20 protein-coding genes are annotated in these 25,648 nt (G+C 51.0%); 8 read left to right on the top strand and 12 right to left on the bottom strand.

What is annotated here, in order from left to right; genetic code table 11:
- The first annotated feature begins 284 nt into the window (after positions 1-284).
- From ctaD to NOC_RS09515, 3 genes are read left to right on the top strand one after another with little or no spacing between them, the layout of a single operon-like run.
- The gene (gene ctaD, locus NOC_RS09525) at positions 285-2,846 is read left to right on the top strand and encodes a cytochrome c oxidase subunit I (RefSeq protein ID WP_002811748.1); all 2,562 of its coding nucleotides are present in this window, start codon (positions 285-287) and stop codon (positions 2,844-2,846) included.
- Between the two features lie 10 nt (positions 2,847-2,856).
- The gene (locus tag NOC_RS09520; RefSeq protein WP_011330758.1) at positions 2,857-3,234 is read left to right on the top strand and encodes a hypothetical protein; all 378 of its coding nucleotides are present in this window, start codon (positions 2,857-2,859) and stop codon (positions 3,232-3,234) included.
- Entirely contained in the window at positions 3,234-4,382 is a 1,149-nt protein-coding gene (locus tag NOC_RS09515) for a c-type cytochrome (RefSeq protein WP_011330757.1), read from the top strand. The genes NOC_RS09520 and NOC_RS09515 overlap by 1 nt, the downstream gene beginning before the upstream one ends.
- A gap of 131 nt (positions 4,383-4,513) precedes the next feature.
- Here NOC_RS09515 and NOC_RS09510 read toward each other — a convergent pair whose 3' ends face one another.
- Positions 4,514-5,224 (bottom strand): hypothetical protein, encoded by a 711-nt coding sequence (locus NOC_RS09510; RefSeq protein ID WP_002809781.1) that lies wholly within the window; start codon positions 5,222-5,224, stop codon positions 4,514-4,516.
- A 506-nt stretch (positions 5,225-5,730) separates the two neighbouring features.
- Here NOC_RS09510 and NOC_RS09505 point away from each other — a divergent pair.
- The gene (locus tag NOC_RS09505; RefSeq protein WP_011330755.1) at positions 5,731-7,653 is read left to right on the top strand and encodes an integrin alpha; all 1,923 of its coding nucleotides are present in this window, start codon (positions 5,731-5,733) and stop codon (positions 7,651-7,653) included.
- A gap of 133 nt (positions 7,654-7,786) precedes the next feature.
- Here the strand turns inward: NOC_RS09505 and NOC_RS09500 are convergent, their stop codons facing one another.
- The gene (locus NOC_RS09500) at positions 7,787-8,050 is read right to left on the bottom strand and encodes a hypothetical protein (protein WP_011330754.1); all 264 of its coding nucleotides are present in this window, start codon (positions 8,048-8,050) and stop codon (positions 7,787-7,789) included.
- Positions 8,040-8,327, bottom strand: a complete 288-nt coding sequence (locus NOC_RS09495) for a hypothetical protein (protein ID WP_011330753.1) — start codon at positions 8,325-8,327, stop codon at positions 8,040-8,042. The genes NOC_RS09500 and NOC_RS09495 overlap by 11 nt, the downstream gene beginning before the upstream one ends.
- A gap of 277 nt (positions 8,328-8,604) precedes the next feature.
- Here NOC_RS09495 and NOC_RS09490 point away from each other — a divergent pair, with 277 nt between their 5' ends.
- Entirely contained in the window at positions 8,605-9,402 is a 798-nt protein-coding gene (locus NOC_RS09490) for an alpha/beta fold hydrolase (protein WP_002811300.1), read from the top strand.
- Positions 9,403-9,424: 22 nt separating this feature from the next.
- Here the strand turns inward: NOC_RS09490 and NOC_RS09485 are convergent, their stop codons facing one another.
- The 3 genes from NOC_RS09485 to NOC_RS09475 are packed head-to-tail and all read right to left on the bottom strand — an operon-like array spanning position 9,425 to position 14,117.
- Positions 9,425-11,527 (bottom strand): putative bifunctional diguanylate cyclase/phosphodiesterase, encoded by a 2,103-nt coding sequence (locus tag NOC_RS09485; protein ID WP_002809579.1) that lies wholly within the window; start codon positions 11,525-11,527, stop codon positions 9,425-9,427.
- On the bottom strand, positions 11,499-11,948 hold the full coding sequence (locus NOC_RS09480; RefSeq protein ID WP_011330752.1) for a response regulator: 450 nt from the start codon (positions 11,946-11,948) through the stop codon (positions 11,499-11,501). The genes NOC_RS09485 and NOC_RS09480 overlap by 29 nt, the downstream gene beginning before the upstream one ends.
- Before the next feature lie 12 nt (positions 11,949-11,960).
- Positions 11,961-14,117: a sensor histidine kinase gene (locus NOC_RS09475; RefSeq protein ID WP_011330751.1), complete on the bottom strand. Its 2,157-nt coding sequence runs from the start codon at positions 14,115-14,117 to the stop codon at positions 11,961-11,963.
- Positions 14,118-14,895: 778 nt separating this feature from the next.
- Between NOC_RS09475 and NOC_RS09470 the strand changes: the two genes are divergently transcribed.
- The 3 genes from NOC_RS09470 to lpxB all read left to right on the top strand — a co-directional run bounded on the left by NOC_RS09470 (position 14,896) and on the right by lpxB (position 18,158).
- Entirely contained in the window at positions 14,896-15,837 is a 942-nt protein-coding gene (locus tag NOC_RS09470) for a Gfo/Idh/MocA family protein (RefSeq protein WP_002808857.1), read from the top strand.
- A gap of 61 nt (positions 15,838-15,898) precedes the next feature.
- Positions 15,899-17,005: a DegT/DnrJ/EryC1/StrS family aminotransferase gene (locus tag NOC_RS09465; protein ID WP_011330750.1), complete on the top strand. Its 1,107-nt coding sequence runs from the start codon at positions 15,899-15,901 to the stop codon at positions 17,003-17,005.
- Entirely contained in the window at positions 16,995-18,158 is a 1,164-nt protein-coding gene (gene lpxB, locus NOC_RS09460) for a lipid-A-disaccharide synthase (protein ID WP_002808842.1), read from the top strand. Before NOC_RS09465 ends, lpxB begins: the two co-directional genes overlap by 11 nt.
- 6 nt (positions 18,159-18,164) lie before the next feature.
- Here the strand turns inward: lpxB and lpxA are convergent, their stop codons facing one another.
- The 6 genes from lpxA to NOC_RS09430 form a co-directional block, all read right to left on the bottom strand.
- Entirely contained in the window at positions 18,165-18,935 is a 771-nt protein-coding gene (gene lpxA / locus NOC_RS09455) for an acyl-ACP--UDP-N-acetylglucosamine O-acyltransferase (protein WP_002811464.1), read from the bottom strand.
- Between the two features lie 179 nt (positions 18,936-19,114).
- Positions 19,115-19,531, bottom strand: a complete 417-nt coding sequence (smbP, locus tag NOC_RS09450; protein WP_011330749.1) for a small metal-binding protein SmbP — start codon at positions 19,529-19,531, stop codon at positions 19,115-19,117.
- A 231-nt stretch (positions 19,532-19,762) separates the two neighbouring features.
- Positions 19,763-20,554: a hydroxyacylglutathione hydrolase gene (locus NOC_RS09445; RefSeq protein WP_002809635.1), complete on the bottom strand. Its 792-nt coding sequence runs from the start codon at positions 20,552-20,554 to the stop codon at positions 19,763-19,765.
- 3 nt (positions 20,555-20,557) lie between these two features.
- Entirely contained in the window at positions 20,558-21,703 is a 1,146-nt protein-coding gene (locus NOC_RS09440) for a flavodoxin/ferredoxin-dependent (E)-4-hydroxy-3-methylbut-2-enyl-diphosphate synthase (RefSeq protein WP_002810560.1), read from the bottom strand.
- A gap of 109 nt (positions 21,704-21,812) precedes the next feature.
- Positions 21,813-22,829, bottom strand: coding sequence for an HpnL family protein (locus NOC_RS09435; protein ID WP_002808773.1), 1,017 nt, complete (start codon positions 22,827-22,829; stop codon positions 21,813-21,815).
- A 109-nt stretch (positions 22,830-22,938) separates the two neighbouring features.
- Positions 22,939-25,644, bottom strand: coding sequence for an MMPL family transporter (locus NOC_RS09430; protein WP_002808934.1), 2,706 nt, complete (start codon positions 25,642-25,644; stop codon positions 22,939-22,941).
- Positions 25,645-25,648: the final 4 nt, after the last annotated feature.

Raw genomic sequence — 25,648 nt, 5'->3', positions numbered from 1 at the left:
TTTTACGAGGACTTATGTATTTAAACAGCCTGCAAACTCAGCCTTTTACAGAGGGTTTCCACCCGGCAATCCCTCAAGGCATCCTCGCTGGCTTACGCATAGCCGTAGGCGGCAGGACTCAGGAGAGCAGCGACGTGTTACGTGGCGTGCCTACCTACCTACGATATTACGACAGGCGATTTAAACGCAACGCACCCAGCTACTGTAGCAATCGTAACACATTGAACAGGAGGATGGCGCTTCCTCTGTCACCTAACGGCGGCAGTCTCCGCGCCTAATATTTTATGAAAGAGTCGGAGAAGCCATTCGAAAAATCCCCTCGGGATGTAGAACCTCTTGCCGAAGCCCCGCCACTGGAAGTCCAGCGCGCCCAGGAAGAACGGTTGCTGAAAGCTTGGAAAACGCCCCAAGGGTGGCGTTACTGGTCGGCCGTCAACAACTCGGAAGTAGGCATGTGGTATACGGGAGCCGCCTTCGCCTTTTTCCTCTTCGGCGGCATCCTGGCGCTGTTGATGCGCACTCAGCTCGCGGTTCCGGAAAACGATTTTGTCTCGGCTGACACCTATAACCAGCTCTTTACGTTGCACGGCTCGGTGATGATGTTCCTGTTTGCCGTGCCGCTCTTTGAGGCGTTCGCCATTTTTGTCTTGCCAGAGATGCTAGGCGCCCGGGATTTACCTTTTCCGCGCCTGTCCGCCTATGGTTTCTGGAGCTTTGTGCTGGGGGGCGTTTTCGTCTGCGGTTCCATTTTCTTTAACGCCGCTCCTCAAGGCGGCTGGTTTATGTACCCGCCGTTAGCGACCCAGTACCAGCCGGGTATTGGTAATGATATCTGGTTGCTGGGTTTAAGCTTTATCGAACTGGCTTCCATTGCCGCCGCTGTTGAAATTATCGTGGGAGTGCTGAAGACCCGGCCGCCGGGCATGCGGATCAACCTTATCCCCCTCTACGGCTGGTACATTCTGGTGGTAGCGGTCATGGTCCTATTTGCCTTCCCCCCACTTATTGCCGGGGACATTTTGTTTGAGCTGGAGCGGATGCTGGATTGGCCCTTTTTCGATGTGGCCCGAGGCGGTGACCCAGTTTTATGGCAACATCTCTTTTGGATTTTCGGGCACCCGGAAGTTTATATCATTTTCCTGCCTTCCATTGCCCTGGTGGCGATGATCGTGCCGACATTCGCCCGCACCCCCATGGTGGGATATAGCTGGATCGTATTGGCGGCGGTGGGCACGGGCTTTTTGAGCTTTGGACTGTGGGTGCATCATATGTTCACCACCGGACTGCCGGGAGTTTCCCTGGGGTTTTTCTCCGCTGCTTCCGTGGCTGTGGCTATTCCAACGGGGGTGCAGATTTTCTGTTTTATCGCCACCCTTTTGGCGGGCCGGGTGGTGCGTTCGACTCCCATGCTTTTTGTCCTCGGTGGCCTGGTTATCTTTGTGCTTGGAGGACTGACTGGCGTCATGGTGGCCCTGGTGCCCTTCAACATGCAGGCCCATGACAGCTATTTTATCGTGGCTCATCTTCATTATGTGCTCGTTGGCGGCGCGGTTTTTCCGGTGCTCGCCGCTTTTTACTATTTTTTTCCCATGGTCAACGGCAAAAAGCTCTCGGACCGGCTTGGGAAGGTTGCCTTTTGGCTGATATTTACTGGTTTTAATGTCGCCTTTTTTCCCATGCACCTAAGCGGCCTACAGGGTCTGCCCCGGCGGGTATTTACCTACCCCGCCGATACGGGGTTCGATCTGTTGAACCTGATTTCAACCGTGGGCGCCTTCATTCTGGCCGCGGGAGTCGCGGTCTTCGCTTGGGATGTTATCCGCCCACGAAAGCAACAGCCCTACGCCGAGCGCAATCCCTGGGGCGCGGGCACCCTGGAATGGTTGACCCAGATGCCCGGCAAGCCTTGGGGCACCCGCTCCATTCCCGAGATCGACGGTCGCTATCCCTTGTGGGATCAGCCCAATTTCATGCGCGATGTGGATGAGGGCCGTTTCTACCTGCCCGATGCCGAAGAGGGGAAGCGGGAGACGATTGTTACCTCCACCATTGACGCCCAGCCCATCCAGTGCTTGCGCGTGCCGGGGCCAACCTTCCTCGCCTTCTTTGCGGCCATGTTCACGGGCGGGGTGTTTATCTTTGCCACCTTCCACTGGTGGTGGCTAACCGTCATTAGCGGTGGGTTGGCCCTCGGCACCATTCTCCTCTGGCTGTGGACGGGAACGGCTATCATTCCCGAGAAAGGGGAGAAGGACGTGGGCCTTGGCCTGACGCTGCCGCTGTACGGATCGGGTCCGAAGTCGGTGGGCTGGTGGGCGATGTTGATTACCATGATCGGGGATATGACGGCCTACGCCGGACTTGTGTTCGGTTACTTCTTTTACTGGACGGTGCATGATAATTTTCCGCCTGATCCCTCGCCAGGCCCGGGCCTGTTTTGGCCGCTGCTGGCGGGTGCGCTACTGTTGAGCGCGTGGCTGCTCATGGTATTGGCGCGGTATTGGAATAGGCGCGACTGGGCAGGGGGCTTCCATGGCGCCTTGGTAACCGCCATTGCCCTGGCGCTTGCGGGTGGCCTCGCCCTCTTTGCCGGTCCCTGGTTGGCGGGACTGGACCCGACCCAGCATGTCTACCCCGCCATTGTTTGGGTGTTGGTCCTATGGACTTTAGTCCATATAGCTATCGGGGTAATTATGCAGCTCTATTGTATTGCGCGGCGGTGGGCGGGAAAATTGAGCGCCCAGCATGATATCGATATTATCAATGTCAGGCTCTACTGGCATTTTATGGCGATTACCGTGCTTGTCACCATAGCTGTTATTGCCGGTTTCCCCCTAATTGCTTGAGGAGCGGGCTATGAGCCATTTGCCGGAGAAAAATGAAAGTTTGTGGCTGCTGATCCTTTCCCCGACGATTTGGACTATTCACTTTTTGCTGTGTTATCTCACGAGCGCCATCTGGTGTGCCAAGGTAGCGGGCCGTTATGGCTCCCTGGGCAATGCCCGGCTAGCCATCGCGGTTTATACGGCCCTTGCCCTGCTGGGGATTGGCGTCACTGGCTGGCACGCTTTCCGCCGGCATCGTTATGGAACCGCCACCGCGCCCCACGATTTCGACACCCCGGAGGATCGCCACCGCTTTTTGGGCTTTGCCGCACTGCTGCTCTCAGGGCTGAGTGGCGTCAGCGTTGTCTACGTGGCCCTGGTGGCCGTCTTTATGGGTACCTGCCATTGATGGGGCGATTGCGTACCGTTATTGCTCGCCTGAAAAGCCTCGATTGGCGTCGGCAATGGCCCATAATCGCTGTTTTTCTGGTAGTGCTTGCCCTGGGAGGATTGCTGATAGCGGTTGCCGGCATTATTCCTATCAAGGCCAGCTCCGGCCACTGGGCCATTACCGATTTTCTGCTTCACTTTGCCATGGAGCGCTCCGTGGCGACCCATAGCTTGAATATCCAGGCGCCGGCGCTGGCCAAGACTCACCTGATATTGCGGGGGGCGGGTCATTATGAAACCGATTGCCGCTTCTGCCATGGCAGTCCACGCTTGCACCATCCTCCCATTGCCCAGCAGATGACCCCCCCACCGCCTTATTTGCCTGAAACCGTTTCTAAATGGGAGGACCGGGAACTATTTTATATCATCAAGCACGGCGTTAAATTCACCGGGATGCCCGCTTGGCCAGCCCTCCAGCGGGACGATGAGGTGTGGGCCATGGTGGCGTTCCTGCGGGTATTGCCAGAAATGGATGGAGAGGAATACGAAAAACTGGTTTGGGGGGAGATTCCGGCTTCCCCGGAGGCAGAAGAGGCGCCGCCGGCGGTGGCGAAAAGTTGCGGCCGTTGTCACGGCGTGGAGGGCCTGGGGCGCGGAGTGGGGGCGTTTCCCCGTCTGGCGGGGCAAAATGCGGCCTATCTGTATGCCTCCCTGGAGGCTTACGGGCAAGGAGAACGCCATAGCGGGATGATGGAACCTATCGCCGCGGAATTGAATCCAGAAGAAATAAAAGCCCTTGCCCGTTACTACGGCGGGTTAACCCCCTATCAGCCGCCCTTGCCCCAACCTGGGGAAAGCGCGGCCATTGAGCGGGGTGAGGCCATTGCCAAGGAGGGTAACCAGCGGATCGCCTCCTGCGCCGATTGCCACGGTCCTAGCGGTATTCCCCGCAATCCCGACTACCCCCTCCTGGCCGGTCAGTACGCCGAGTATATTATTTTGCAGCTTGAACTTTTGGCGGAGGAAAAGCGGGGCGGAACCCCCTACATTCACCTCATGGACCCCATCGCCCACCGGTTGAGCCAGCAGCAAAGGGAGGATGTGGCCCGGTATTATGCTTCCCTGCCCCCCTCCGGTTCGGTTGATCCGGCGGAGAGGGCACCTTAGGGTAGGGCGGGAAAGCGCAGCGCATCCCGCCGAAGGCGGTTTATCCATGGCGGGATGCGCTGCGCTTTCCCGCCCTACAAAGGATGCCGCCGCTTGCACGGCGGCGTTGTCATTGTGATGCCAGCCTTCCGTTACTCATCCTCAATCAAAGTAAGATTTTCGGATGCCAGGGGCGTGGTGAAATCGTCTTCGCCGCTGCTGAACAAGCCAACAGATAAATTATTGCCATTTCGTCTAAGTCCGACGATATTGCCGTGATCCCACTGGTGTGTAATGGCACCACAGTAGTTACCCATTTCAGTGATAACCATGCCCCACACATAGGTGGTGGGCAGAAAATCAGCGATGTCCCGCTCGCCCAGATCCGGATGGCCCGTAGCCGGGCCGCTGATAATTTGAGCTGAGAATCCATAGTTTTCTGCCTTGAGGGTATATAACCAGCGGTCTTGAATTAATGTCGGCCCTTCTAGAAGATAAGTACAGCTACTACGCGACTGGCTTTGATAGCGGCCTGGCACGATTTGGGTGACCGGGATGTTGGGGAACTGAAATTTGCGCCATTCGGCGATGCGGAATTTGAAATCCCCGGGGGTTTCCCACTGATTCTTGCGGCCCTTGGGTTTGTATTCCAGCACCAGATCGTAATAGTTGGTTTTGCCGGTGAACACATCGGTAATGGGCACCCGGTGAATATTCACCCGCCGCCCAGAGCCGGTGATGGTGGCGGCCTCGAAACTGACGCTTTTTTCCGAGCCCGTGACCACCTCGGCGCGAACCTCCGTCATGAGCCCGATGAATCCCACGGTTGCGAAGAAGGCAACGATGGCTTGTTTGTTGTTCATCTCTAGTCGTTATTCCTGTTCATGATAATGTGTCTAAAGCGCCCCTTATAGCCCGATCCTTTTGGCCCAGGTTTGCTATCCTAAATACGCCGGGAGGGGGATTGAGCCCGCTTCCCGGCGCGGGATTATTTTAGAGCAATTGTGATAGCAATCCTATCAAAACGTATAAGTTTTTTTCCTGGGCATGGCACGGCGAGGAGGGAGAGGGAACCACAATGGCTGGCCGCTTTGGGGAGAAAGGCGCTAGCGTGATCGTCCCGCCAGGTTAAAGGACTTTTTCAGCCGGCCAGCGATTTAATCTGACACCGTTGAGAAAATGTTTTAGGATCAGAGCGCATCCTGATGCGGGTGCTGCAAAAAAACAGCTTAACCGCCGGACTGATCTGCCTACAGCAGGCAGGCGGGGAAGGTCAGACTAGACGGAATTAGCGGACAGTGAGGTCTTTGCCGTCTGTCTGATGGTGTCTCTGTTTAATCATTAATAATACTAAAACAGGAGAATCTATATGACCTGTAACAGATCTTCTCGAATTTCCTCCTTTCCCCAACCCCACGCACTGAGCTTGGCTGTTCGCCAGGCGCTGACGCCACGCCATGCCAGCTTTTGGGCGGGAGGCGTACTGATCGCCGGGCTGAGTATGGGCGTTCAGGCCCAGACTCTGACGTTGTCAGATTTGGACGGACACAATGGCTTCGTTATCCATGGCGCCAGTCTGAATAGCTCACCCGGTATTGCGGTGAGCGGAGTGGGAGATGTCAATGGCGATGGGATCGATGATCTCATCATCGGGATTCCTGGCGCTGATTCCGGCAACGGTTTTTCGGGCGCCAGCTACGTAGTCTTTGGGAGTAGCGGTGGTTTGGGCCCTAGTCTGGAACTGTCGAGCCTGGATGGAAGTAACGGTTTTGCGATCAAGGGCGTTGGCGCTTTTGACAATGCCGGCATTGCGGTGAGCGGAGTGGGAGATGTCAATGGGGATGGGATCGATGATCTCATTGTGGGGGCCCCTGGAGTCGATTCTAACGGCAGCGGTTCGGGCGCGGGCTATGTGGTTTTTGGAAGTAGCGGTGGTTTTGGCCCTAGTCTGGAACTGTCGAGCTTGGATGGGAGTAATGGTTTTGCGATCAATGGCGCCGGGGCTTTTGAGAACGCCGGTATTTCGGTGAGTGGGGCAGGGGATGTCAATGGCGATGGCCTGAGTGATCTTATTATGGGCGCCTACGGCGCCAGCCCTAACGGCAGCGGCTCGGGCGCGGGCTATGTGGTCTTTGGAAGTAGCGGTGGTTTTGGTCCTAGCCTGGAATTGTCGGGTTTGGATGGAAGCAACGGCTTTGCTATTAATGGTGTTGGCGCCTTTGATAGTGCCGGTATTTCGGTGAGTGGGGCGGGAGATGTCAATGGCGACGGGATCGATGATCTCATTGTGGGGGCCCCTGACGCCTATACTAACAGCGGCACCTCGGGCGCGGGCTATGTGGTGTTTGGAAGCCGCAGGGGTTTTGCTCCTAGCCTGGAGTTATTGAACCTAAACGGGAACAACGGCTTTGCTATTAACGGCGTTGATATCTTTGACAACGCCGGCATTTCGGTGAGCGGGATGGGGGATATCAACGGCGATGGTCTGGGCGATCTGATTGTCGGCGCCTATGGCGCTGGCCCTAATGGTAGGGCCTCAGGCGCGAGCTATGTAGTATTTGGAAGCCGCAGCGGTTTTGCTCCTAGCCTGGAGTTGTCGAGTCTGAATGGAAGCAACGGCTTTGCCATTGTTGGCGCTAATCCCCGCGACGCATCGGGCATTTCGGTGAGCGGGGTGGGGGATGTTAGTGGCGACGGCCTTAACGATTTCCTCATTGGCGCTCCGGGCGCCGCGCCTAACGGCAATTTTTCGGGCGCCAGCTACGTGGTGTTTGGAAACAGCGTTGGTTTCGGCACCAGCCTGGAACTGGCGGATTTGGACGGGAACAATGGCTTTGTGATTAATGGCGCGAATGCTGGTGAAGCGTCCGGCTTCTCGGTAAGCGGAGCGGGGGATGTGGATGGCGATGGTGCTGATGATTTCATCATCGGAGCCTACCGTTCGGGTACGAGCTATGTGGTCTTTGGCACGAGCGCCACGGATATTGCCCAATCGATGCTGATGGAAGTCAGCAATATCGTTTCGGACCTGCCAGCGGAAAGTTTCAGCGGGCCGGAAAGCCTGGATAAGATTAACAATAAGATGTCCAAGGCTGCCGATGAGAGCCAGCGCGAGGGGGTCCTGTTTTTCGTGGAGAAACTCATTAGAGGGAACGACGGTTGTGCGCTGCGTGGAGCGCCTGATCCTTTGGGCGATCTTGAGAAGGAAGATTGGATTATGAACTGCGATGACCAGACTCGGGTCTATGACAAGCTGATCGAGGCCCGGGATATTCTCACACCTTTGTTCTAGGGAGAGTAAAATTGATGAACCCGCATCCATACCAACGGTATGGATGCGGGTTCAAAAACGAAAGGGTTGGGTGAAACGATAGTTTTTCTAATTCCCGGCTAGGGGATAATCCTGCTAGGGTTTATCTTTATCCTTAGTTTTTCCGCCTGGTCCAAAACCACTTTTTAATCGCAACACCCAGCAGTGTGCCCACTCCTGAAGCTAATCCGATGTAGTAAGCCATACCGATTCCCATACCTAGCCCAGCGCCGGGCGCTTCATGGTAAATTCCTAGGCCCAGAAAAAAGAGAATAATAGCCAGAGGTGGTATGAAAAAACCCCATAAAAAACGGCCAAAAATATAGGTGATCATGAGGCTGATCACGAAACTTACCATCATGAGTATATTAAAGGTCATCTTTATTTCCTCGCTGGCGCCGAAACTTTTTAAACAGAGTAATACCCAGCAAAGCGCCTACCCCTGAAGCTATGACTATGGGCGGAGTCATAATCATAAATAGGGCGTAGGCAAGCGCCACCAGGCTGCCCGCTTCCAAGCCAAATAAAAAAGCGGCAATAAGCGGCGGTATCACAAAGCTCCATAAAAAACGGCCCGAGAAAATTCCAATGACCGTACCAAGAACAAAAACAATCAAGACATAGAAGAGGATGTCGGAAGGGAGTGAATTTAGCATTTGAGTTTATTATTTAATATTCATGTTAAATCGAGGGAACCTCTGAATTAAGCCATTCACCGGAGAAGGGGTAAGATTTGTGGGATTTAAATCATGCATAATTTGAAGTCATGCCATAGCAGATGGCCTCCGTAGCGGTATCTTTGCTCTTTAATATACAAAGGTCCGCTAAAAATGAGAAGAAAAACGGTAAACCGCGCCTTTTAATAGGAGAAACGCTAGCGTTCTCTTATTAAGAAAGCATATAATATTCTATTCCTATGTAACAGCAATTCTTATGCAGCTTTATTCCCGGACTCAGGGTAAAGGCCCCTCTCTTATCATCTTGCATGGTTTATTCGGTTCTATGGATAATTGGCGGAGCTTAGTTCCTAAGTTCGCCCGCCAATTTCAAGTGACTACTGTGGATCTTCCTAACCATGGTCGTTCGCCCCATAAAAAAATGTTTAGTTATCCTGCTTTGGCAAGAGATCTAGCTCATTTTATGGATCAGCAAGGAGTCGGCGCGGCTGCTCTGCTGGGTCATTCTCTAGGCGGCAAGGTGGCGATGCAGTGTGCTTTGGATTTTCCGGAGCGGATCACTCGGCTTGTGGTAGTAGATATTGCGCCGCGGTTCTATCCTCCAGAGCATCTCTTTATTTTTGAAGCCCTCGGGGAATTAAATCTTTCTGTTTATGGGAGCCGCCGGGAGGTCGATAGGGCCTTGGCAAGGTCGCTCCCTAATGCCGCTTTGCGGCAGTTTCTGCTGATGAATTTGGATAAAGCGAAAAAGGGGTACCGTTGGCGTATTAATTTAGAGGGCTTACGCCAGAATTATCATGCCATCTGTGCTGCTGTGCATGGGACGGAATCATATTCTCAGCCTACCTTATTTGTAAAAGGAGAATGCTCTGATTACCTGCAAAAAAGCGATGAACAAGAGCTTAAAACGCTGTTTCCCGCCGCGGAAGTTATTTCTATTCCCGATACGGGGCACTGGGTGCAGGCCGATGCACCGGAAGTATTTATCAATGTGGTTTTAGAATTTCTTGGAGGAAGAAGCGCTTCCTCTTCTTCATCGAACCTTTTAGATTGAGTATCTACCGACTCTATCTTGTCTAGGGGTTATTTCTGCCAGTAATTAACGGGAAAAGATCTTTAGCAGGCATGGGCCGCCCGATCCAATAGCCTTGGATGCGATGGCAGTGGCGGTCTTGAAAGAACCGCATTTGGGCTTCTGTTTCTACGCCTTCGGCCACCACTTCGAGTCCCAAACTGTTTCCGAGCAGCAAAATCGTTTCGGCAATGGCCGCATCTTCTTCATTTTTAGTGACGTCGCGGACGAATGAGCAGTCAATTTTCAGGCTATGGATAGGGAAACGTTTAAGATAAGCAAGCGATGAATAACCGGTACCAAAATCGTCAATGGCTAAGGTGACGCCCATTTCCTTGAGGCGTTGTAAAATATAGGTTGCCGATTGCGTATCTTGCATCACGACGCTTTCTGTGACTTCAAGTTCAAGGTAGGCGGGGTCTAATGACTGTTTCTGGAGAATTTGATGTACGATATCCAGAAAATGCTGTTGAAACTGGCGGGCAGAACAATTAACCGCCATGCGGATGGGATAGCCTTGTGAATGCCAGGCTTTAGCTTGTCTACAAGCCGTGTTTAGCCCCCACTTACCCACCTCTTCGATAAGGCCGGTTTGTTCCAGCAGCGGAATGAAGTCTCTAGGAGAAACCAATCCGCGGTTAGGATGCTGCCAACGTATCAATGCTTCTACTGCGGTGATCTGGCCAGTCGTAACGTCTAATTGCGGTTGATAATAAAGGACAAATTCTTCTCGTTCCAAGGCACGGTGGAGATCCGTCTCCAGGGCGAGTAATTCACTTCCTCGAACATTCATCTCAGGGCGATAGTATCGGCATTGCCCCGGACTACTATGCTTAGCGGTGTGCATAGCGGCATCGGCAGTTTTTAATAGTGCTTCCTCATCATCACCATCCTGGGGATAAAGGGAAACGCCGATGCTCAAGGTGATAAAGACATCATTATTATTAAGCTTGAGGGGCTGGCTCACGGTGGCGCGAATTTTTTTTATAAGGGTTTCTACATCAGAGTAACTACGTAAGTCACTGAGAATAATTAGAAACTCATCGCCTCCATAGCGCCCGAGGGTGTCACTCTCACGAATACAGCCTGCCAGATGGTGCGCAAGGGTACGTAGGCACTTATCTCCGGTTAAGTGCCCCAAACCGTCGTTGATTTGTTTAAAATTGTCCACATCCAGAAACAGGACCGCGGTCAGGCGCTGATTGCGTTTAGCGTGGGCTAGGACTTGAATCAGCCGGTCCCGGAGCAAAATCCGGTTGGGGAGGTGGGTGAGGGTATCGTGGGTAACCCGGTATTGTAATTCTTGCTCATAGTGCTTACGTTCGCTGATATCCCGGGCAATGGTGGAGAGGAACTCAACTTGGTTAAGGGCATTTCGATGGGAAAGGATCACTTGGGAGACCGGAATTTCTCCGCCACTGGGATTCAAAATAACAGCTTCTCCTTCCCAGACTCCTTCCCGTAAAGCGGCGGGGATTGCCGTGTCCCGTATCAGGGAGGCTGTCCATAAGGGATAATGCGCGAGCAGTGACGCTCCGGCATAATGGTTTTTTTTAATAAAGCCGAGCCACTGGCGGCCCGCCTGGTTCATATAGTGAATACGGCCTTCAAGGTCCATGATGGCCACCAGATCGGGGGTAGCTTCCAGGATGGAGCTTAGACGGGCGCGCTCGTTTTCCACGGCTTGGCGCTGCCGCCGGATGTTGGCCTCGCGTAATTCCCGCTCTACTGCGGGAACCAGGCGGCGCAAATTATCCTTCATGATATAGTCGTGGGCGCCAGCCTTCATGATTTCAACGGCGCGATCCTCCCCTACTGTGCCAGAGACCATGATAAAAGGTATATCAATGCTTTCTTTTTGCAGCAAAGTCAAGGCGTCCATGGAGCCAAAATGAGGTAGGCTGTGATCTGAGAGTATAATGTCCCAGGGCTGGGTTTGGAGTGCTGCGAGCATAGTTTCCCGGGTTTCGACCCGTTTAACGAAAGGCTGGTAGTCACCGCGCCGAAGGTGGCGCTCCAGGAGGAGAGCGTCATCTTCAGAATCTTCCACGATTAATACTCGCAGCCCCCGCATTTTGTTAATTCCGCGGTGCTGGTGGCGCTTCATTCAAAACTAACCAGTACAAACCCAGTTGCTGGACGGCTTGCACGAATTTATCAAACGCTACTGGTTTGCGGATATAACTGTTAGCCCCTTGGCTGTAGGAGTTGACAATATCTGTCTCCTCATCAGAGGCGGTGAGGATAATGACTGGTAGCAGCCGGGTGAGGGAATTGGCCCGGATCTGCTGCAATACTTGTAAGCCGTCGATCTTGGGTAATTTCAAATCCAATAGGATAGCTTGGGGCAGTAGGCTGGAGTTCCGGCCTGCGTGCTGCCCCGTGCCAAAGAGCCAATCTAGGGCTTCGACTCCATCTCGGGCGACGACAATTCGATTAGTAACGTTGTTTTTTTTCAAGGCGCGCAGGGTGAGCGTCTCATCGTCCGGGTTGTCCTCTACTAGCAGAATATCTTTATCGTTCCCCATCATTTATCCTAATTAAAGCGTAAAATAAAAAGTGGCCCCTTGGTTAATTTGTCCTTCCGCCCAAATTCGCCCTCCATGGCGGTGGACAATGCGCCGCGCGGTAGCCAGTCCTATCCCGGTTCCAGGATATTCGCTGGCGCCGTGTAGTCGTTGGAAGGGATCGAATAGTTTGTCAATATAACGCATATCAAAGCCAGCGCCATTGTCCTGGACAAAGAAAACAGGCTTGCCTTCTTTCGCTAGCATTCCCAGCGTGATCTGGGCCTGGGGCTGATGAGCAGTGAATTTCCAGGCATTGCCGAGCAAGTTGTCAAGCAGAATTTGAAGCAAGTGCGAATCGCCTGAGGCGGTAAGACCCTGCTCGATACAAAACTCAACCTGCCGTTGAGGTTCCTCGGCCCGTAGAGTCGTGACAATTGCTTGCGCCAAGCAGCTAAGGTCTACCTTCTGGGGTATCATCTCCACCCGGCTAATACGGGAGAGTTGCAGTAAATCATCGATAAGCTTTCCCATTCGCTGAGTTGCTGCGCGTACCCGCTGTAAATAGTCTTGCCCTTCGCTATCAAGTTTATCTTCATAATCCTCTAGCAGGGCTTGGCTGAAACCATCGATACTGCGCAAGGGCGCCCGTAGATCATGGGAAACTGAATAGCTGAAGGCTTCCAATTCTCCGTTTAACGTGCTCAGCTCGGTCACATTTTGTTGCAGTTTCCGGTTCAATTCTTTAACTTTTTTTTCAGTTTTTCTTCGCTCACTGATATCGCGTATGGTGCTGATAATAGAGAAATCCACTTCTTTTTTATTAAGGGGGCTTAAACTAATTTCCGCTGGAAATTCGGTACCGTCCTTGCGCCGTCCGTAAAGATCCAATCCAACTCCCATTGGCCGCGTAATGGCATCCCGAGTATAACCTTGGCGATAGATAACGTGAGCTTTGCGATGTTGCTCTGGCAGTAGGATTTCTATTTTTTGCCCCGCTAATTCCTCCCGGGAATAGCCAAATATTTTTTCTGCTTGTTTGTTCACGAGGAGAATTTGGCCGTTGGAATCAGTCATCACGATACCATCGGGCACCGCCTCAAAAAGACCCCGGAAGCGAAGCTCGCTGAGACGCACCGCCTGGGTATCTCTTTCGCGGCGTTGATGTACGTAGGCCAGCCGCCAGGCTACGATTATAAAGACAGTAAGAAAGATACCATAGAGAAGTATCAGTCGCTGAATGCGGCTCGTTGATATCATCGTAGATAGGACAGGAAAGGACTGCTGGGAGATCAGCTTCCAGTGGATAGAGGAATGAAGTTTTGCTATGGGGGGGAAAGTTTTTGCCGTGGGGGTGATGGTGGTATAAGTAAAGAGATCCTTATGGGCATAGAATTGACCTTCGTCATTGTTCTGGATTAGCGCCCAGAGATCAGGATAAGCAACCGCGAATGCTTGCTTGCCTTTTTCGAGATAGATCACTCCTTGCTTCTGCCCGGCGCCGGACTCCCAAAGCCAAAGGCCACTTCCCCTGACTAACCAAAGTGCTTTTTTAGTATTTTGTGCGGCTGCGTGAAGTTTATCCAAAAGGTGGATGCCTCGGTAATTCAGCACCAGTATTCCCTGCTTACGTCGTTGCTCATCGAAGATCGGCGTGATAGCCTGAATGGTTGGCTTTAGGGGCTGCTCGATGATGCCCCTCTCGGTATTAAGGTTAAGCGGAGAAAGGTAAATTTCTCCTGGTTGAAGCTGCAAGGCTTTTTGGAAGTAGCCGCGGGCTTTCTTGTTCTGTAATCCCTCTGGGGGAACGATGCTTGGCTGGCCTCCATTAAAGTTTACCCGAACCCATTCCTTGCCCTGTAAATCAAGCAGACGGATCTGGTCATAGCGCTCTCTGCTTCCCAATAAGACCACGTAATCTTGGGCCAGTCGTTGCTCCGATTCACTCCCTGCCAAAAGATCCTTGAGGGCTTGGTGCCGCGACAAAAATAGGAGGGTGGCCTGAATGGCGTCAAATTCATCACGGATTTCCTCCCTGAGTAATTGCAGAGAATCTTTCTCGCTAAGCTCGGTCAAGGCCCGTAGGGTTTTGAATTCCGCTTGATAAAGGGAGATGAACGACAAGGTGGTCAGCCCCGCAAGTGGGAAGAAAACGAGGGCAAACCGTTTCCATAGGGTGTGGGTACTCATGCGGGCTCCTTTCCGCTCGGCTTCTTTAAAATTCTCCCCCACGTTATGTACTCAGGGCTTAAACTAAAATTTAGTTAGTATTCTCTGGATTCGGCATAAATTTAAGAAGGTAAGAGATAAGCTCGATAAAAATACCAGCAAGGTCGAATAAGAGCGTGGATAGCGGAGAAAGCGCAAGAACACTTATCCATCTTTAGCTAGAAGCGCCTAGGTCATTGATTTTCCGACTACCGAGAGCAGTGAGGGGAAATAGGGCAAGCGAAGAATCAGTACCTTAACGGTACCTAATCATGGCAAAACAACTGCTTTAATTAAATACGTATTTATACGTATACTTTACTCTATTCAGCATTAAATGAGATTAATCAATTACTTCGCTGTATTTTAGCCAAAAAGACTTGGCAAATAATATCTGTTAGAATTCAGCCTAAAATTATTTTATCTTGACTATAGCCAATATATCTCTTACAGGCAATAAGTTATATCTGATTGATATCAAGCTGATTTTTGGCGAGGTACTGGTTTAACAAAAACCCCTTGCCCTGTGTTGCGTTGGCTTTAAGAAGTTTGACTTCAGTATTCGGTATCGCTTCTTGAGTAACCGTTTCATCCCGTTGTTGCCAACACCGTTACAGCAATCTGCGCAAGCTTCGTTGGCGGAGTATGCTGTTTTTTAATTTATTGGCGCGGTGTGGCCTTCAGGCATTGTTGAGAAGCGCTCCATTAGCATTGTCCTATTTTTTTCAAGCATCCTTGCAGTTTTCTTAAAAGTGTAACAGTGATAGACAATAAGGTTAAAACGGCGGTTATCGGTGTAGGGTATTTAGGGCGTTTCCATGCCCAAAAATACGCTGCGCTGCCTGCTTCAGAGCTGATGGCGGTGGTGGATTTAAACTCTACCGCCGCCTGCCGGGTTGCCAATGAGTATGGCGCGGTTGCTTTAACCGATTACCGGGATCTTTTCGGTAAAGTTGATGCGGTGAGTATTGTTGTTCCAACCCAGTCTCACTATGTCGTGGCTAAGGAGTGTTTGCAGCAGGGCATTCATGTTCTGTTAGAGAAACCTATGACGACTACCCTTGCCGAGGCCGATGAATTAATAGAGCTTGCTAGACATTATAATCTGGTTTTGCAAGTGGGCCATCTGGAGCGTTTCAATTCTGCAACCCTTGCCCTGCAAAGCGTTCTTGGTACACCGCGTTTTATTGAATCCCATCGCTTGGCCCCTTTCAATCTTCGGGGCATAGATGTGAGTGTTATGTTGGATCTTATGATCCATGATATTGATATTATATTGAGCATCGTAAATTCCTCGGTAAGCGATATTCATGCTAATGGGGCATCAGTGCTAACCGACGGTATTGATATTGCGAATGCCCGGATTCAATTCGTTAATGGTTGCGTTGCAAATGTGACGGCTAGCCGGGTTAGCATGAAAGCACAGCGCAAAATGCGGGTATTTCAACAGGATGCCTATATCTCTATTGATTTTCAGGATAAAGTATTAAGTGTTTATCGCAAAGGAGCCAAGGAGATGTTTCCTGGCATTCCGGAGATCATCTCGGAAGAGAGTTGTTTTGAGCAGAGCGACGCCATCAAAGCGGAAATCGAAGCTTTTTTGAAAGCGGTAAGAGAGGGCACCCAGCCTTCCGTCACTGGCGAGGAAGGACGCCGGGCTTTAGCTATTGCCCTCCAGATTAACCACATGCTGGGTGTTTAAACAACGATATGATAAGCATGGATAGGGTGGTAGCCTGCGCCCGCCGGAAATGGAGACTTTTATGATTCCAATGGTGGATTTAAAGACGCAATATCAAACGCTTAAGGAAGAAATAGACGCGGGGTTAGAGCAAGCCCTCATTGGCGGTCGGTTTATCCTAGGGCCTAATGTGAAAGCCTTCGAAGAGGAAGTAGCCGCTTATGTGGGAGTGGCGCACAGTGTTGGCGTGGCTTCTGGAACCGATGCCCTGCATTTGGCTTTGATCGCTGCAGGGGTTAGCGTTGGGGATGAGGTGATTACCACGCCTTTTACTTTTATTGCAACGGCGGAAGCTATTTGCTATGTGGGTGCCCGCCCCGTATTTGTCGATATCGATGGGCAAACATTTAATATCGATGCGGAACAGGTGGCGGCAGCGGTTACACCGGCGACCCGTGCTATCCTCCCCGTGCATCTTTTTGGGCAAGCAGCTGATACGGCAGCTTTAGAGGCAATCGCGGTTCGGCATAATCTCTCTATCATAGAAGACTGTGCTCAGTCTTTTGGTGCGGATACTGCCGATGATCGCAAGACGGGCAGTTTAGGGCTGGCAGGTTGTTTTAGTTTTTTCCCCAGTAAAAATTTAGGTTGCTATGGGGATGGCGGATTAATTACCACCTCTTCTGATCGGATGGCTGAGCATCTTCGGGTGTTGCGGGATCATGGTAGCTGGCAGCGTTACCATCATTCGGAGCTAGGTTTTAATAGCCGTTTGGATGAGCTGCAAGCTGTAATTTTGAGAATAAAGTTCAAATATATTGATCAATATAATGCTGAGCGGCGGCGTGTTGCTCAACGTTATGGGGAAGCGCTTGGAGAATTGCCGGATTGTATTCCTCCCTACCAAAAATCCCATGGAACCCACGTTTATCACCAATATACGTTGCTGTCTCCACGCCGGGACGAAATTAGGGCCGCCTTAGCGGCTCAGGGGATTGCCTCGGCGATCTATTATCCGATACCGCTCCATCGGCAGGCCGTTTTTGAGAGGACGTACCAGGAAACTCACCTTCCTATAAGTGAGCGGGTTGCTAGCCAATGCCTTTCATTGCCTATCTTTCCTGAGATGAGCGATCTTCAGGTGGATAAGGTGGTAGACGTTATTCGGAGTACGCTGCTTGGAAAATAGCGCCCCCTTAGTGGCTATCGTAGCCGGTGAGGCTTCAGGAGATCAGCATGCCGCCCACTTGATCCGCGAGGTGAAAAAAATAGCCCCCGGGGTTCGCTTTGGTGGCATTGCAGGGCCTCAGATGCGGGCTGCTGGTGTAGAGCCGCTATTTGATTCTTCCCGACTTGCCGTGGTAGGGCTTGTGGAAGTTTTATCTCATCTTAATGAGATTTATGGGGCAATGCAAAAGATGCGCCATTTTCTTGAGGAAAAACATCCCGATCTGTTGATTCTGGTGGACTATCCGGAATTTAATCTCCGCTTGGCCAAGAGAGCGAAAACACTGGGCATTAAGGTGCTTTATTATATTAGCCCGCAGGTGTGGGCTTGGCGACAGTATCGGGTGCATCAAATTGGGCAGGTAGTGGATATGATGGCTGTGGTATTACCTTTTGAAGTTCCTTTTTATGAGCAGGCGGGAGTCCCGGTTAATTTTGTTGGGCACCCTTTGCAGCATGAGGTTAAAAGCAAATTCAATCGCAATGAAGCAGTGGTTGAATTTGGCTTTAACCCTTGCTGTAAAACGCTGGGTCTACTCCCCGGGAGCCGCCACAGCGAAATAAAGCGGTTACTGCCCGTGCTGCTTGAGGCTGCAGAGCGCATTTATTCGGAAGAGCCTGAAATTCAATATCTATTACCCCTCGCCGCAACGCTGAAGGAGATTGATTTAGCTCCCTATTTAAAAGGATACCGGCTTCCTTTGAGGGTTATCCCTGACCGCTCTTATGATGTTATGGCGGCTTGCGACGCCATGGTCGCGGCATCCGGCACGGTTACTTTGGAAGCCGCCTTGATGGGCGTGCCCCTAGTTGTTATTTACAAAATGAATTCCTTGAGCTATTGGATGGGGCGTCTGCTAATTAAGGTCGACCATATTGCTCTTTGCAACATTATTGCAGGCGAGGGTGTGGCCCCCGAGCTAATCCAACAGGACGCCTCCCCGGAACGGATAGCCCTGGAAGCGCTAAATCTATTAAGGGACAAGGAACGCAGGCAAACCATGCAGCAAAAATTTTATGCGATTAAGCATAAATTAGGCGCAGGCGCTCAGCGTACGATTGCCGAACTTACCGTGGCGATGTTGGAAGGAGAAAACCTGGGGAGGGCGTCCTAGAGAAGCTTACTCGGCTGAATTTTTAGCAGCAAAGCGGTGAAGGCCGCGTTTTGATTTTGCTGCTAGCCAGCTTTTCAGGTAAGAGAGTTCGGGAGTTTCGGTGAGGGGATTTAAATCTAGGCTGTTACGAAGCCGCCAGAAGGCTTGCTCAAGCGTCCGGTAACGTTCTCCTTTGATGCCTGCCCGGCGCAGTCCTATGGTATTAAGACGATAGTGGCGGACAGGATGTCCCCCGACAATACTGTAGGGGAGGACATCCTGGCCCACGGAACCATGGCCTTGTACCATGGCATAAGCGCCCACCCGGCAATGTTGATGCACTACCGCACCTCCCCCCAGGACGGCGTGGGAGCCTATTTCTACATGTCCTCCAAGCAGAACGTTATTGGTGAGAATAACACCCTGGCCGATGGTGCAATCATGGGCTACATGGGAATAAGCCATGAAATAACATTTATCCCCTATTTGGGTCGGGTGGGTTGGATCCGTTGACCGGTGGAGAGTGACCCCTTCCCGCAAGGTATTATCATGACCGATAATGATCCAGGTCTCCAGATCACTGAAAGTAAGATCTTGGGGCGTATTGCCAATGACCGCATGGGCATGAATTTGGTTACGATTTCCTATCCGTGTAAAGGAATGGATAACGGCATGGGGTCCTATGATGCTTTCCTCACCAATACTCACCGGAGAACCGATAACCGCATAAGGCCCAATAATGACATCTTTACCTAGCTTTGCTTCGGGGGCAACCACCGCGGTGGGATGGATTTTCATCCTTGTTGCTTATCTCGTTTGGAAAGATAATGGCCGGATAAAACAGAGCTTTTAGAGCAGAATGGGATAAATATTAACAAAATACTTACTAAGTATAGTCTTGGCGCCCGAAATTAGAGATGTTAGGCAGGAAATTAATTTCCTGCCTAACTGGCTCTTAACCGTCAATACGATTACGATTAATGCCCGCCATATCCACCGCCACTGCTATGTCCACTTCCATGTTGTCCATGCTCACCGCCTCCATGCTTTGATTTCGCAGCAGCTTCCAAATGTTTTATACCTTCATTGATATGTTGCGTAGCGGAATCGGCGTTGCCTTCCTTGCCCTCTTTAACTCCCAACTCTAAATGCTCAATGGCTACGCCGAGATGTTCTTTTTCCTCGCCTGTGGCTTCTTTTTCAGCGGCTTTGGCATGCTCCAAAGCTTTTTCTGCATGCTCTGTGATTGCTTCTGCCTGCCCGTCTTTACCGGAGGCGACAGCCATGCCGGCATGTTCCAAGGCTATCCCTATGTGATCGCTGGCGTAGGCAATACCGCTTCCGGCGAGGATTAATGCGCATGCCATTAACACTGTAGTTAATTTGTGTTTCATTTCTTTGTATTCTCCTTCAGTGGTTTTGGGTCGACCTGTTGTTCTTCTTGCCCCTCGCATTCTCCCCATATTTTCGTTTTCTTTTTTAAAGTTTTTGATGGGAGTAAGCAACGAAAGACAGCGTAATATCTAGCATGGAGGAGGTAGGCTGTCAAGGAAATTCATTTTCTTAACTCGCGATCTAAGAAGTGTCTTTAAGTCAAAAAAAACTTAAAAGGAAGCAGAAGCTTGTTACCATTTGTTTCTAAGTTCCCTTAGTTTTAAAAATACTGTCTTCGGATCGGGAACCCTGGGCAAGTCAGGAAAAGTTTCACGGAGCTTGGTGATTAAAGTAGGGTTATCGAGTCGGAAAAAAGTATTGATTTCCTTCTCTAATGCCAAGGTTGAAACGAAAGCGTGGTTGGGATCTTGCGATTTAACCTCAGCGAGCAGTGCCATAGCCTGCTCGTTATCCGGTTCCCGGTCCAAGGTAAAACCCAGGTTATTTTCAATATATTCATGGCCTGGATAAATCCGAGTGTTACAGGGAAGCAGGGCAAGTTGTTGAGTGAAAGTGGCGTAAAGGGCGTTTGGATCCCCGCCATTGTGGCAATTACCGGCGCCTGCATTGAATAAAGTATCGCCGCAGAACAGTGCCGGAGGATTGCTGGGAGCAAATAGGCACAGATGGCTCATGGTATGGCCAGGGGTATCCAGGACTTTCAATGCGACACCATTGCCTACCTTTACCGTATCTCCCGCTGCCAGACCTTCATCGATACCCCTGATTTTGTCCCGGGCCTTGTGGTGGGCGAGTAGTTTACCTTTGGTCTGGGCAATGATAGCCTCATTACCTCCGGTATGATCACCATGCTCGTGGGTGTTGAATATCTGTGTAATTCGCCAGCCGTTGCGCTTAGCTGTGGCGAGACACTGGCGATGATCCAGGGGATCGATAGCAAGCGCCTCACCGGTTTCTGGGCATGCAATCAGGTAATTAAAATTACGATAAGCATTGGCCGTCCAAAGTTGCTCGATGAGCATTATTTATGCAGTCTCTGTTCGCTCCGAGATAATGATGTCGAGTTCCTCTTTTAATCGAGGTAAAATATCATGGTAGCTATAGCTGCCGAGTGTTTTGCTGCCCCGCTTGAGATTAACAGCTTTAGGCCCGCACCAAAGCCCAAGGTCAGCGTCATCGGTTTCCCCAGGTCCATTAACGCGGCAGCCCATTACCGCAATAGTAACCGCATAATCGGCGGCATATTCGGTCATTGCTTTTACTTCCTGGGCTAGATCGATGAAAGCTTCATTTTCCACCCGGGAGCAACTGGGGCAACTAATGATATTGAGGGATTTAAGGCCGTAATCCACTACGCTGCGTACCCGTCCAGCGGCAATATCGGCAAGAATCTGGCGGCCTGCTTCGATCTCATCTCCCTTACGGTCAAAGGGCAAAGTGAGGGAAACCCGGATGGTATCGCCAATCCCGCGACTGATAAGCTGCTCAAAAGCGATTCGAGTTTTTATAACTCCCTCCGGTGGCATACCCGCCTCAGTTACACCAAGATGCAGAGGAATATCGGGACGCTCAGCAGCAAAACGCTGGTTGAGTTCAATGACTTTTGTGGGGTCAGAATCCTTGAGAGAAACGCAGTAGCGGATAAAGCCAAGCGTATCTAGCAATTCACAGTGCTCCAAGGCGCTTGCTAGCATGGGTGAGATGGAGTCGCCCTCGGAGAATTGGGAAGCCTTGGCCGGGTCGACCGAACCTCCATTAACACCGATGCGGACAGCGCAATCATTTTCGCCCGCCACTTCCAACAAAAACTTTACCTTATCTTGCCAAGGTTTTTGTCGTTCGTGGTGGTAGAGGTGCCCAGGATTATAGCGAATCTTATCTACATGAGGGGCTACTGTCTTGGCAAGTCGATAATTTTCCTGCAGATCGACTGACAGATTAGCTTGAGTTTGCTGCCGGATCTCGATAAGGGCTTCTACGTCCCGTTTGGTATCTACCGCAATACGCACCACATCAGCGCCGGCTTTTATTAAATCATTGATTTGTTTTACGGTAGCGCCCACGTCCCGAGTGTGGGTGGCACACATACTCTGTACCGCTACCGGGTTGTTATCACCAATAGTGATAGTGCCGATACGGACGGGGCGAGTCGGGTTGCGGGGAAGTTCCAATGGTTTACTCTCCTTAGTAGATTAAATACGCAGCTCTTAGCAAGTTTGCTTCAATCTTAGCTGTTTCGAAGCCGGGGAACAAGCATCTAGCAGGTGCTAAACCCAGAGATTAATTACCCAGGGAGGTGTCGGCCGAGAGTTTCTTAGAGGAGGATTTAGCTTGTTGCCACATACGTTTTCCCTCCATGAATTGCCACACTAGTATTCCTGGAATGCCTAGACATAACTCTCGTACCCGGCGGGTTAAAGCCAAAGCCAAGCTAGCGCTATAAGGAATCCCAATCAGGCCACCGAGGATGATATATCCGCCTTCTAGAACCCCCAAGGCTCCAGGAACTAAAAAGGCCGCGCCTTTGACCGCCTGGGCCAAGCTTTCAATCATCAGAGCTTCAAGCCAGCCTACGGGATGATCGAGAAAATAAAGTGCCAACCAGACTTCACCAGCGCCTAACAGCCAACCGAGAAGCATCCAATAAAAACTTTGCAGTATCCGGCGGCGTTGATTATAAAGTTGGATGACCGAGGCATCAAGGGCATTGCCACCATCAGTTAAAGTAAGCCATTTGCGACCAGCGGAGAGGCGCTCAAGACGCCGTGCTAGCCAGCCAAATAAGCCCCGTCGTTGGAGCCAATAAAAGCCGATGATGGGCAAGATACTAATAACCGTACCAGCCAATATTCCCTGAGCTACTTTCCCTTCTCCCAGAAAGAAGGTAAGCAGGCTAAGCCCCAAGAGGGTAAAGAGTACTTGAGCAAAAACCGCTAGGGTAAGGTTGACCACGACACTGGCACCAGCTTGGGAGGCGGGTACTTGGTAGTGGCTGAGCAAGCGGATTTTGACTAATCCTCCGCCTATTTGCGCTACGGGTAACAGGTTGTTTACGGACTCGCCAATCCAACGAGCCCCGAAAATAGCGCGGAATCGCGGCCGGTGAGTTCGATCCAATAAGGCATACCATCCGAGAGCATCGGCAATCATGGGAATTAAATGGAACAGAACCACCACGGCTAAACCCCAGCCCGCCATTACCAAGGCAGAGGCTACTTGAGTAAACCCCTCATTGGCAACTAAAGCAAGAAATAGGACGAGTCCGGCAAGAAACGCAATATAAGCAGTGAGCTTCACTTCAATGAGTCCTTTGATTTCTAGGGCCTATGAAGCCACAGCAGCGCAAATAAAAAGAAAGTATAAGAACAAAACAATATAGCATGTCATCAAGCCGTTGGGATTAAGGTTATTTTTTCTCACCGGCAAGACTAAAACGATTTTGGGTTGCCAGTAGTAAAGCTGGCAGCAGCAACAGGGTGCAAAGCAAAGTCAGGGCAACGCCGACACTGAGTAACAGCCCCATGCTTGCCATACCGGGGTGGGAGGCAAATAACAGATTGCCAAAGCTGCAAACCGTCACTAAGGCACTGAGTATCACGGCAAGGGCCGTGCTGGTCTGAAGAGGGTTTCCCGTTTTGGGCGGTGCTTGCCGTACTCGCCAGACCATATGGATACCATTATCCACACCGATTCCAAGAATAAGAGGCAAGGCAATGATATTGGCGAAATTGAAAGGGGTATCGAGTATTACCATCGCTGCACCCAGCATAACGCCTGCCAGGAGCAGCGGAATCAGGACTAATATTGCATCTCTAGGGCTGCGCAGGAGAAAGAGTAACACGATGGTGATGGCTATTAAGGCATAGATAAAAGCCTGTTGGAATGCTGCGACGATGGTTTCCCCCGATCTAAAACTAAGAATGAGCGCGCCGGTGGCGCTAGGGGCAAGGTTATGAATGTCATTGACAAAGTGACGTAGAGAAGTGGTATCGTTAATATTGAGTCCTTCCTTGGGGAAAACCTCAATTCGCTGGATGCCGGCAGGGGTTATCCAGCGTCGGCGGAGATCAGGCGGCAGCGTACCCAAAGATATAGGTCCAGCTTGCAATGATTGTCCTAGCCGTGTCAGGTTATCCGGTAAGGTTGCCAGTAGGTTGTGCTGGAGAGTAAGCAGCAACTGTTTTTGGGCCACTAGGTTGCTTTGCTTGAGACGGTTAAGTAATTGCCGAAAATTCTCTGCCAGTTGATAGGCCGCTGGTGAGGGGGGGGGCGTCGAGCTGGCGAGATAATTATCCAGGGTTTGTAAGAACCGGCGGAGGGTAATGTATTTTTGTTCCGTTTTTGTTTTAGATTCCCACTCTGAAGGGCCTAGTAGAGGACCGAGCAGTAGCGCCATTTCATCAATAATGGCGAGTTTTTCTTCTTGCTTTTTGGGAATAAAGTCTTGAACTGTTACTACCGTTCCCACTGTGTCTAGTTGCCGGAGCTGGTCTGCAAGTTGCTGTGCTTTGCGGGCGTCGGAGGCTAATACGATTGCGCTTAAGGGAGGGATGGTTTCAGTGTCAATAAGTTCAAGCAAGGTAGAGACAGACTCAGAGTTGGGATTGCGCAGGTTAAGTGGGTTGTAGTCAAAATGGCTTTGGGGCAGCAGAATGAGCGCGCCCAGTCCTAAAATTAACCCGCTTCCGAGAAGCTGACGCCGGTAGTCTATCGGTATGTTGGATAAAAAGCTCAGCGTCTTTCCCCGCGCTCCCCGAGAGCGGGTCGACGATGGCATGGGTAACAGCCGCAGTAAAGCAGGTAAGAAGGTTAACGTTAGGGCTAGGCTGATGAACATCCCGGTGCCGGCGATGATTCCTAGTTCGGATACGCCTGCAAAATCAGTGGGGATGAAAGCATAAAAACCAATAGCAGTGGTGAGAGCGCATAGCGTAAGCGCTGTTCCAACTTCCGAAGCAGTTACGGACAGAGCTTCTGGTTGCCCCAATCCAGCTTGAATAAGACGCTGGTAGCGCAGGCAAAAATGAATGGCATAGGCCGTGCCCAAGCCAATATAAAGTACGGCAAAGGCAGTGGAAATTAAATTCAGATGCCCTATTGTAACCGTTGCAAACCCAGCGGTGAGAATAAGCCCGATTACTAGGGTAACTAAGGTTGCCAGTACGAGGGAGATAGATCGTAAGCCGAGCAGAAGCAGGACGCCCGTCATGAGTATCGCCAAGAGCCCTGCTATTTTAGCTCCTGCTATGGCACTTTCTAACTCTTCATGGGAGAGCGCTACATCTCCTGTAATTCGCACTTGCAAACCATGAAGAGAATCAAGCTGAAGTTCCTCGGAGAAGGCACGAACGGCTTCAATAGCGGGTCCTGCTGGCAGGATTTGGTTGAAATCCATTCGAGGTTGAGCAATGATAAATTGGCGTTGTTCCTTAGAAGATGCCGTCTCATCCGGACTCATCAACGCTTGCCAGGACAGAATATTGGGTTGCCCGGAGAGGATGGATTCTACAGCTTGGCTAATAGGGCCAAGGATAGGTTGTAATTCGAGGTTGGTATCCCCTGCCTGTTTGGCGTTGATGACTTCGTTGAGCATATCGAGCAGGCCGCCTAGGGAGGGATCTTGGGTCAGCCGGCCCAAAAACGGCTGTGCTTGAGCTAGGCTGTCTGTTGTTTTTTCAAGTTCTGATAAACTCAGGTACATTAAGCCATAACGCTCAAAGAAGTTGTTTGCCTGGGGTAGGTAGACGCGTTTAAATAAAGTATCGCTTGCTTCTAGCTTAGCAGCAAGTTGCTTGCTTCCTTCCCAAATGCGCTCGGGAACATTCCCCTCGATAACAATAATGAGCGTATCCTCATATTGCGGGAACAAATGAGTGTAGCGCTCGTTGCTTTGCCGAAAAGGGAGGTCGGGTGAGAGGATATTTGCGGTGTCGGTATCGACGCCCAAGTTTTCCACTGTATAGTAGAATACTCCCCCGGTAAGCAAAAAAATGATGATGAGAACCCAGGGTGCTAAGCGATAAACCCAACCGACCCAGCTCGTGAGAAAGCCATTAGCGTTTTTAATGTACCGCGAATTTGTCCCGTAATGGTTGGAATGGGGGGGAGGCATATCG

Origin of the sequence: Nitrosococcus oceani ATCC 19707, assembly GCF_000012805.1 — a bacterium.
GTDB classification, from domain to species: domain Bacteria; phylum Pseudomonadota; class Gammaproteobacteria; order Nitrosococcales; family Nitrosococcaceae; genus Nitrosococcus; species Nitrosococcus oceani.
The sequence above is the reverse complement of the archived record's forward strand: the minus strand, read 5'-3'. Positions and strand labels throughout refer to the sequence as shown.

Excerpts from the sequence above, each read along its gene's own strand:
- NOC_RS09485 (WP_002809579.1), bottom strand. The coding sequence starts at position 11,527 with ATGAAGCGCCACCAGCACCGCGGAATTAACAAAATGCGGGGGCTGCGA.
- NOC_RS09430 (WP_002808934.1), bottom strand. The coding sequence starts at position 25,644 with ATGCCTCCCCCCCATTCCAACCATTACGGGACAAATTCGCGGTACATT.
- NOC_RS09505 (WP_011330755.1), top strand. The coding sequence starts at position 5,731 with ATGACCTGTAACAGATCTTCTCGAATTTCCTCCTTTCCCCAACCCCAC.
- NOC_RS09445 (WP_002809635.1), bottom strand. The coding sequence starts at position 20,554 with ATGCTCATCGAGCAACTTTGGACGGCCAATGCTTATCGTAATTTTAAT.
- NOC_RS09515 (WP_011330757.1), top strand. The coding sequence starts at position 3,234 with ATGGGGCGATTGCGTACCGTTATTGCTCGCCTGAAAAGCCTCGATTGG.
- NOC_RS09480 (WP_011330752.1), bottom strand. The coding sequence starts at position 11,948 with ATGGGGAACGATAAAGATATTCTGCTAGTAGAGGACAACCCGGACGAT.
- NOC_RS09465 (WP_011330750.1), top strand. The coding sequence starts at position 15,899 with ATGATTCCAATGGTGGATTTAAAGACGCAATATCAAACGCTTAAGGAA.
- NOC_RS09520 (WP_011330758.1), top strand. The coding sequence starts at position 2,857 with ATGAGCCATTTGCCGGAGAAAAATGAAAGTTTGTGGCTGCTGATCCTT.
- NOC_RS09500 (WP_011330754.1), bottom strand. The coding sequence starts at position 8,050 with ATGACCTTTAATATACTCATGATGGTAAGTTTCGTGATCAGCCTCATG.
- NOC_RS09475 (WP_011330751.1), bottom strand. The coding sequence starts at position 14,117 with ATGAGTACCCACACCCTATGGAAACGGTTTGCCCTCGTTTTCTTCCCA.
- NOC_RS09510 (WP_002809781.1), bottom strand. The coding sequence starts at position 5,224 with ATGAACAACAAACAAGCCATCGTTGCCTTCTTCGCAACCGTGGGATTC.
- NOC_RS09490 (WP_002811300.1), top strand. The coding sequence starts at position 8,605 with ATGCAGCTTTATTCCCGGACTCAGGGTAAAGGCCCCTCTCTTATCATC.
- lpxA (WP_002811464.1), bottom strand. The coding sequence starts at position 18,935 with ATGAAAATCCATCCCACCGCGGTGGTTGCCCCCGAAGCAAAGCTAGGT.
- ctaD (WP_002811748.1), top strand. The coding sequence starts at position 285 with ATGAAAGAGTCGGAGAAGCCATTCGAAAAATCCCCTCGGGATGTAGAA.
- smbP (WP_011330749.1), bottom strand. The coding sequence starts at position 19,531 with ATGAAACACAAATTAACTACAGTGTTAATGGCATGCGCATTAATCCTC.
- NOC_RS09495 (WP_011330753.1), bottom strand. The coding sequence starts at position 8,327 with ATGCTAAATTCACTCCCTTCCGACATCCTCTTCTATGTCTTGATTGTT.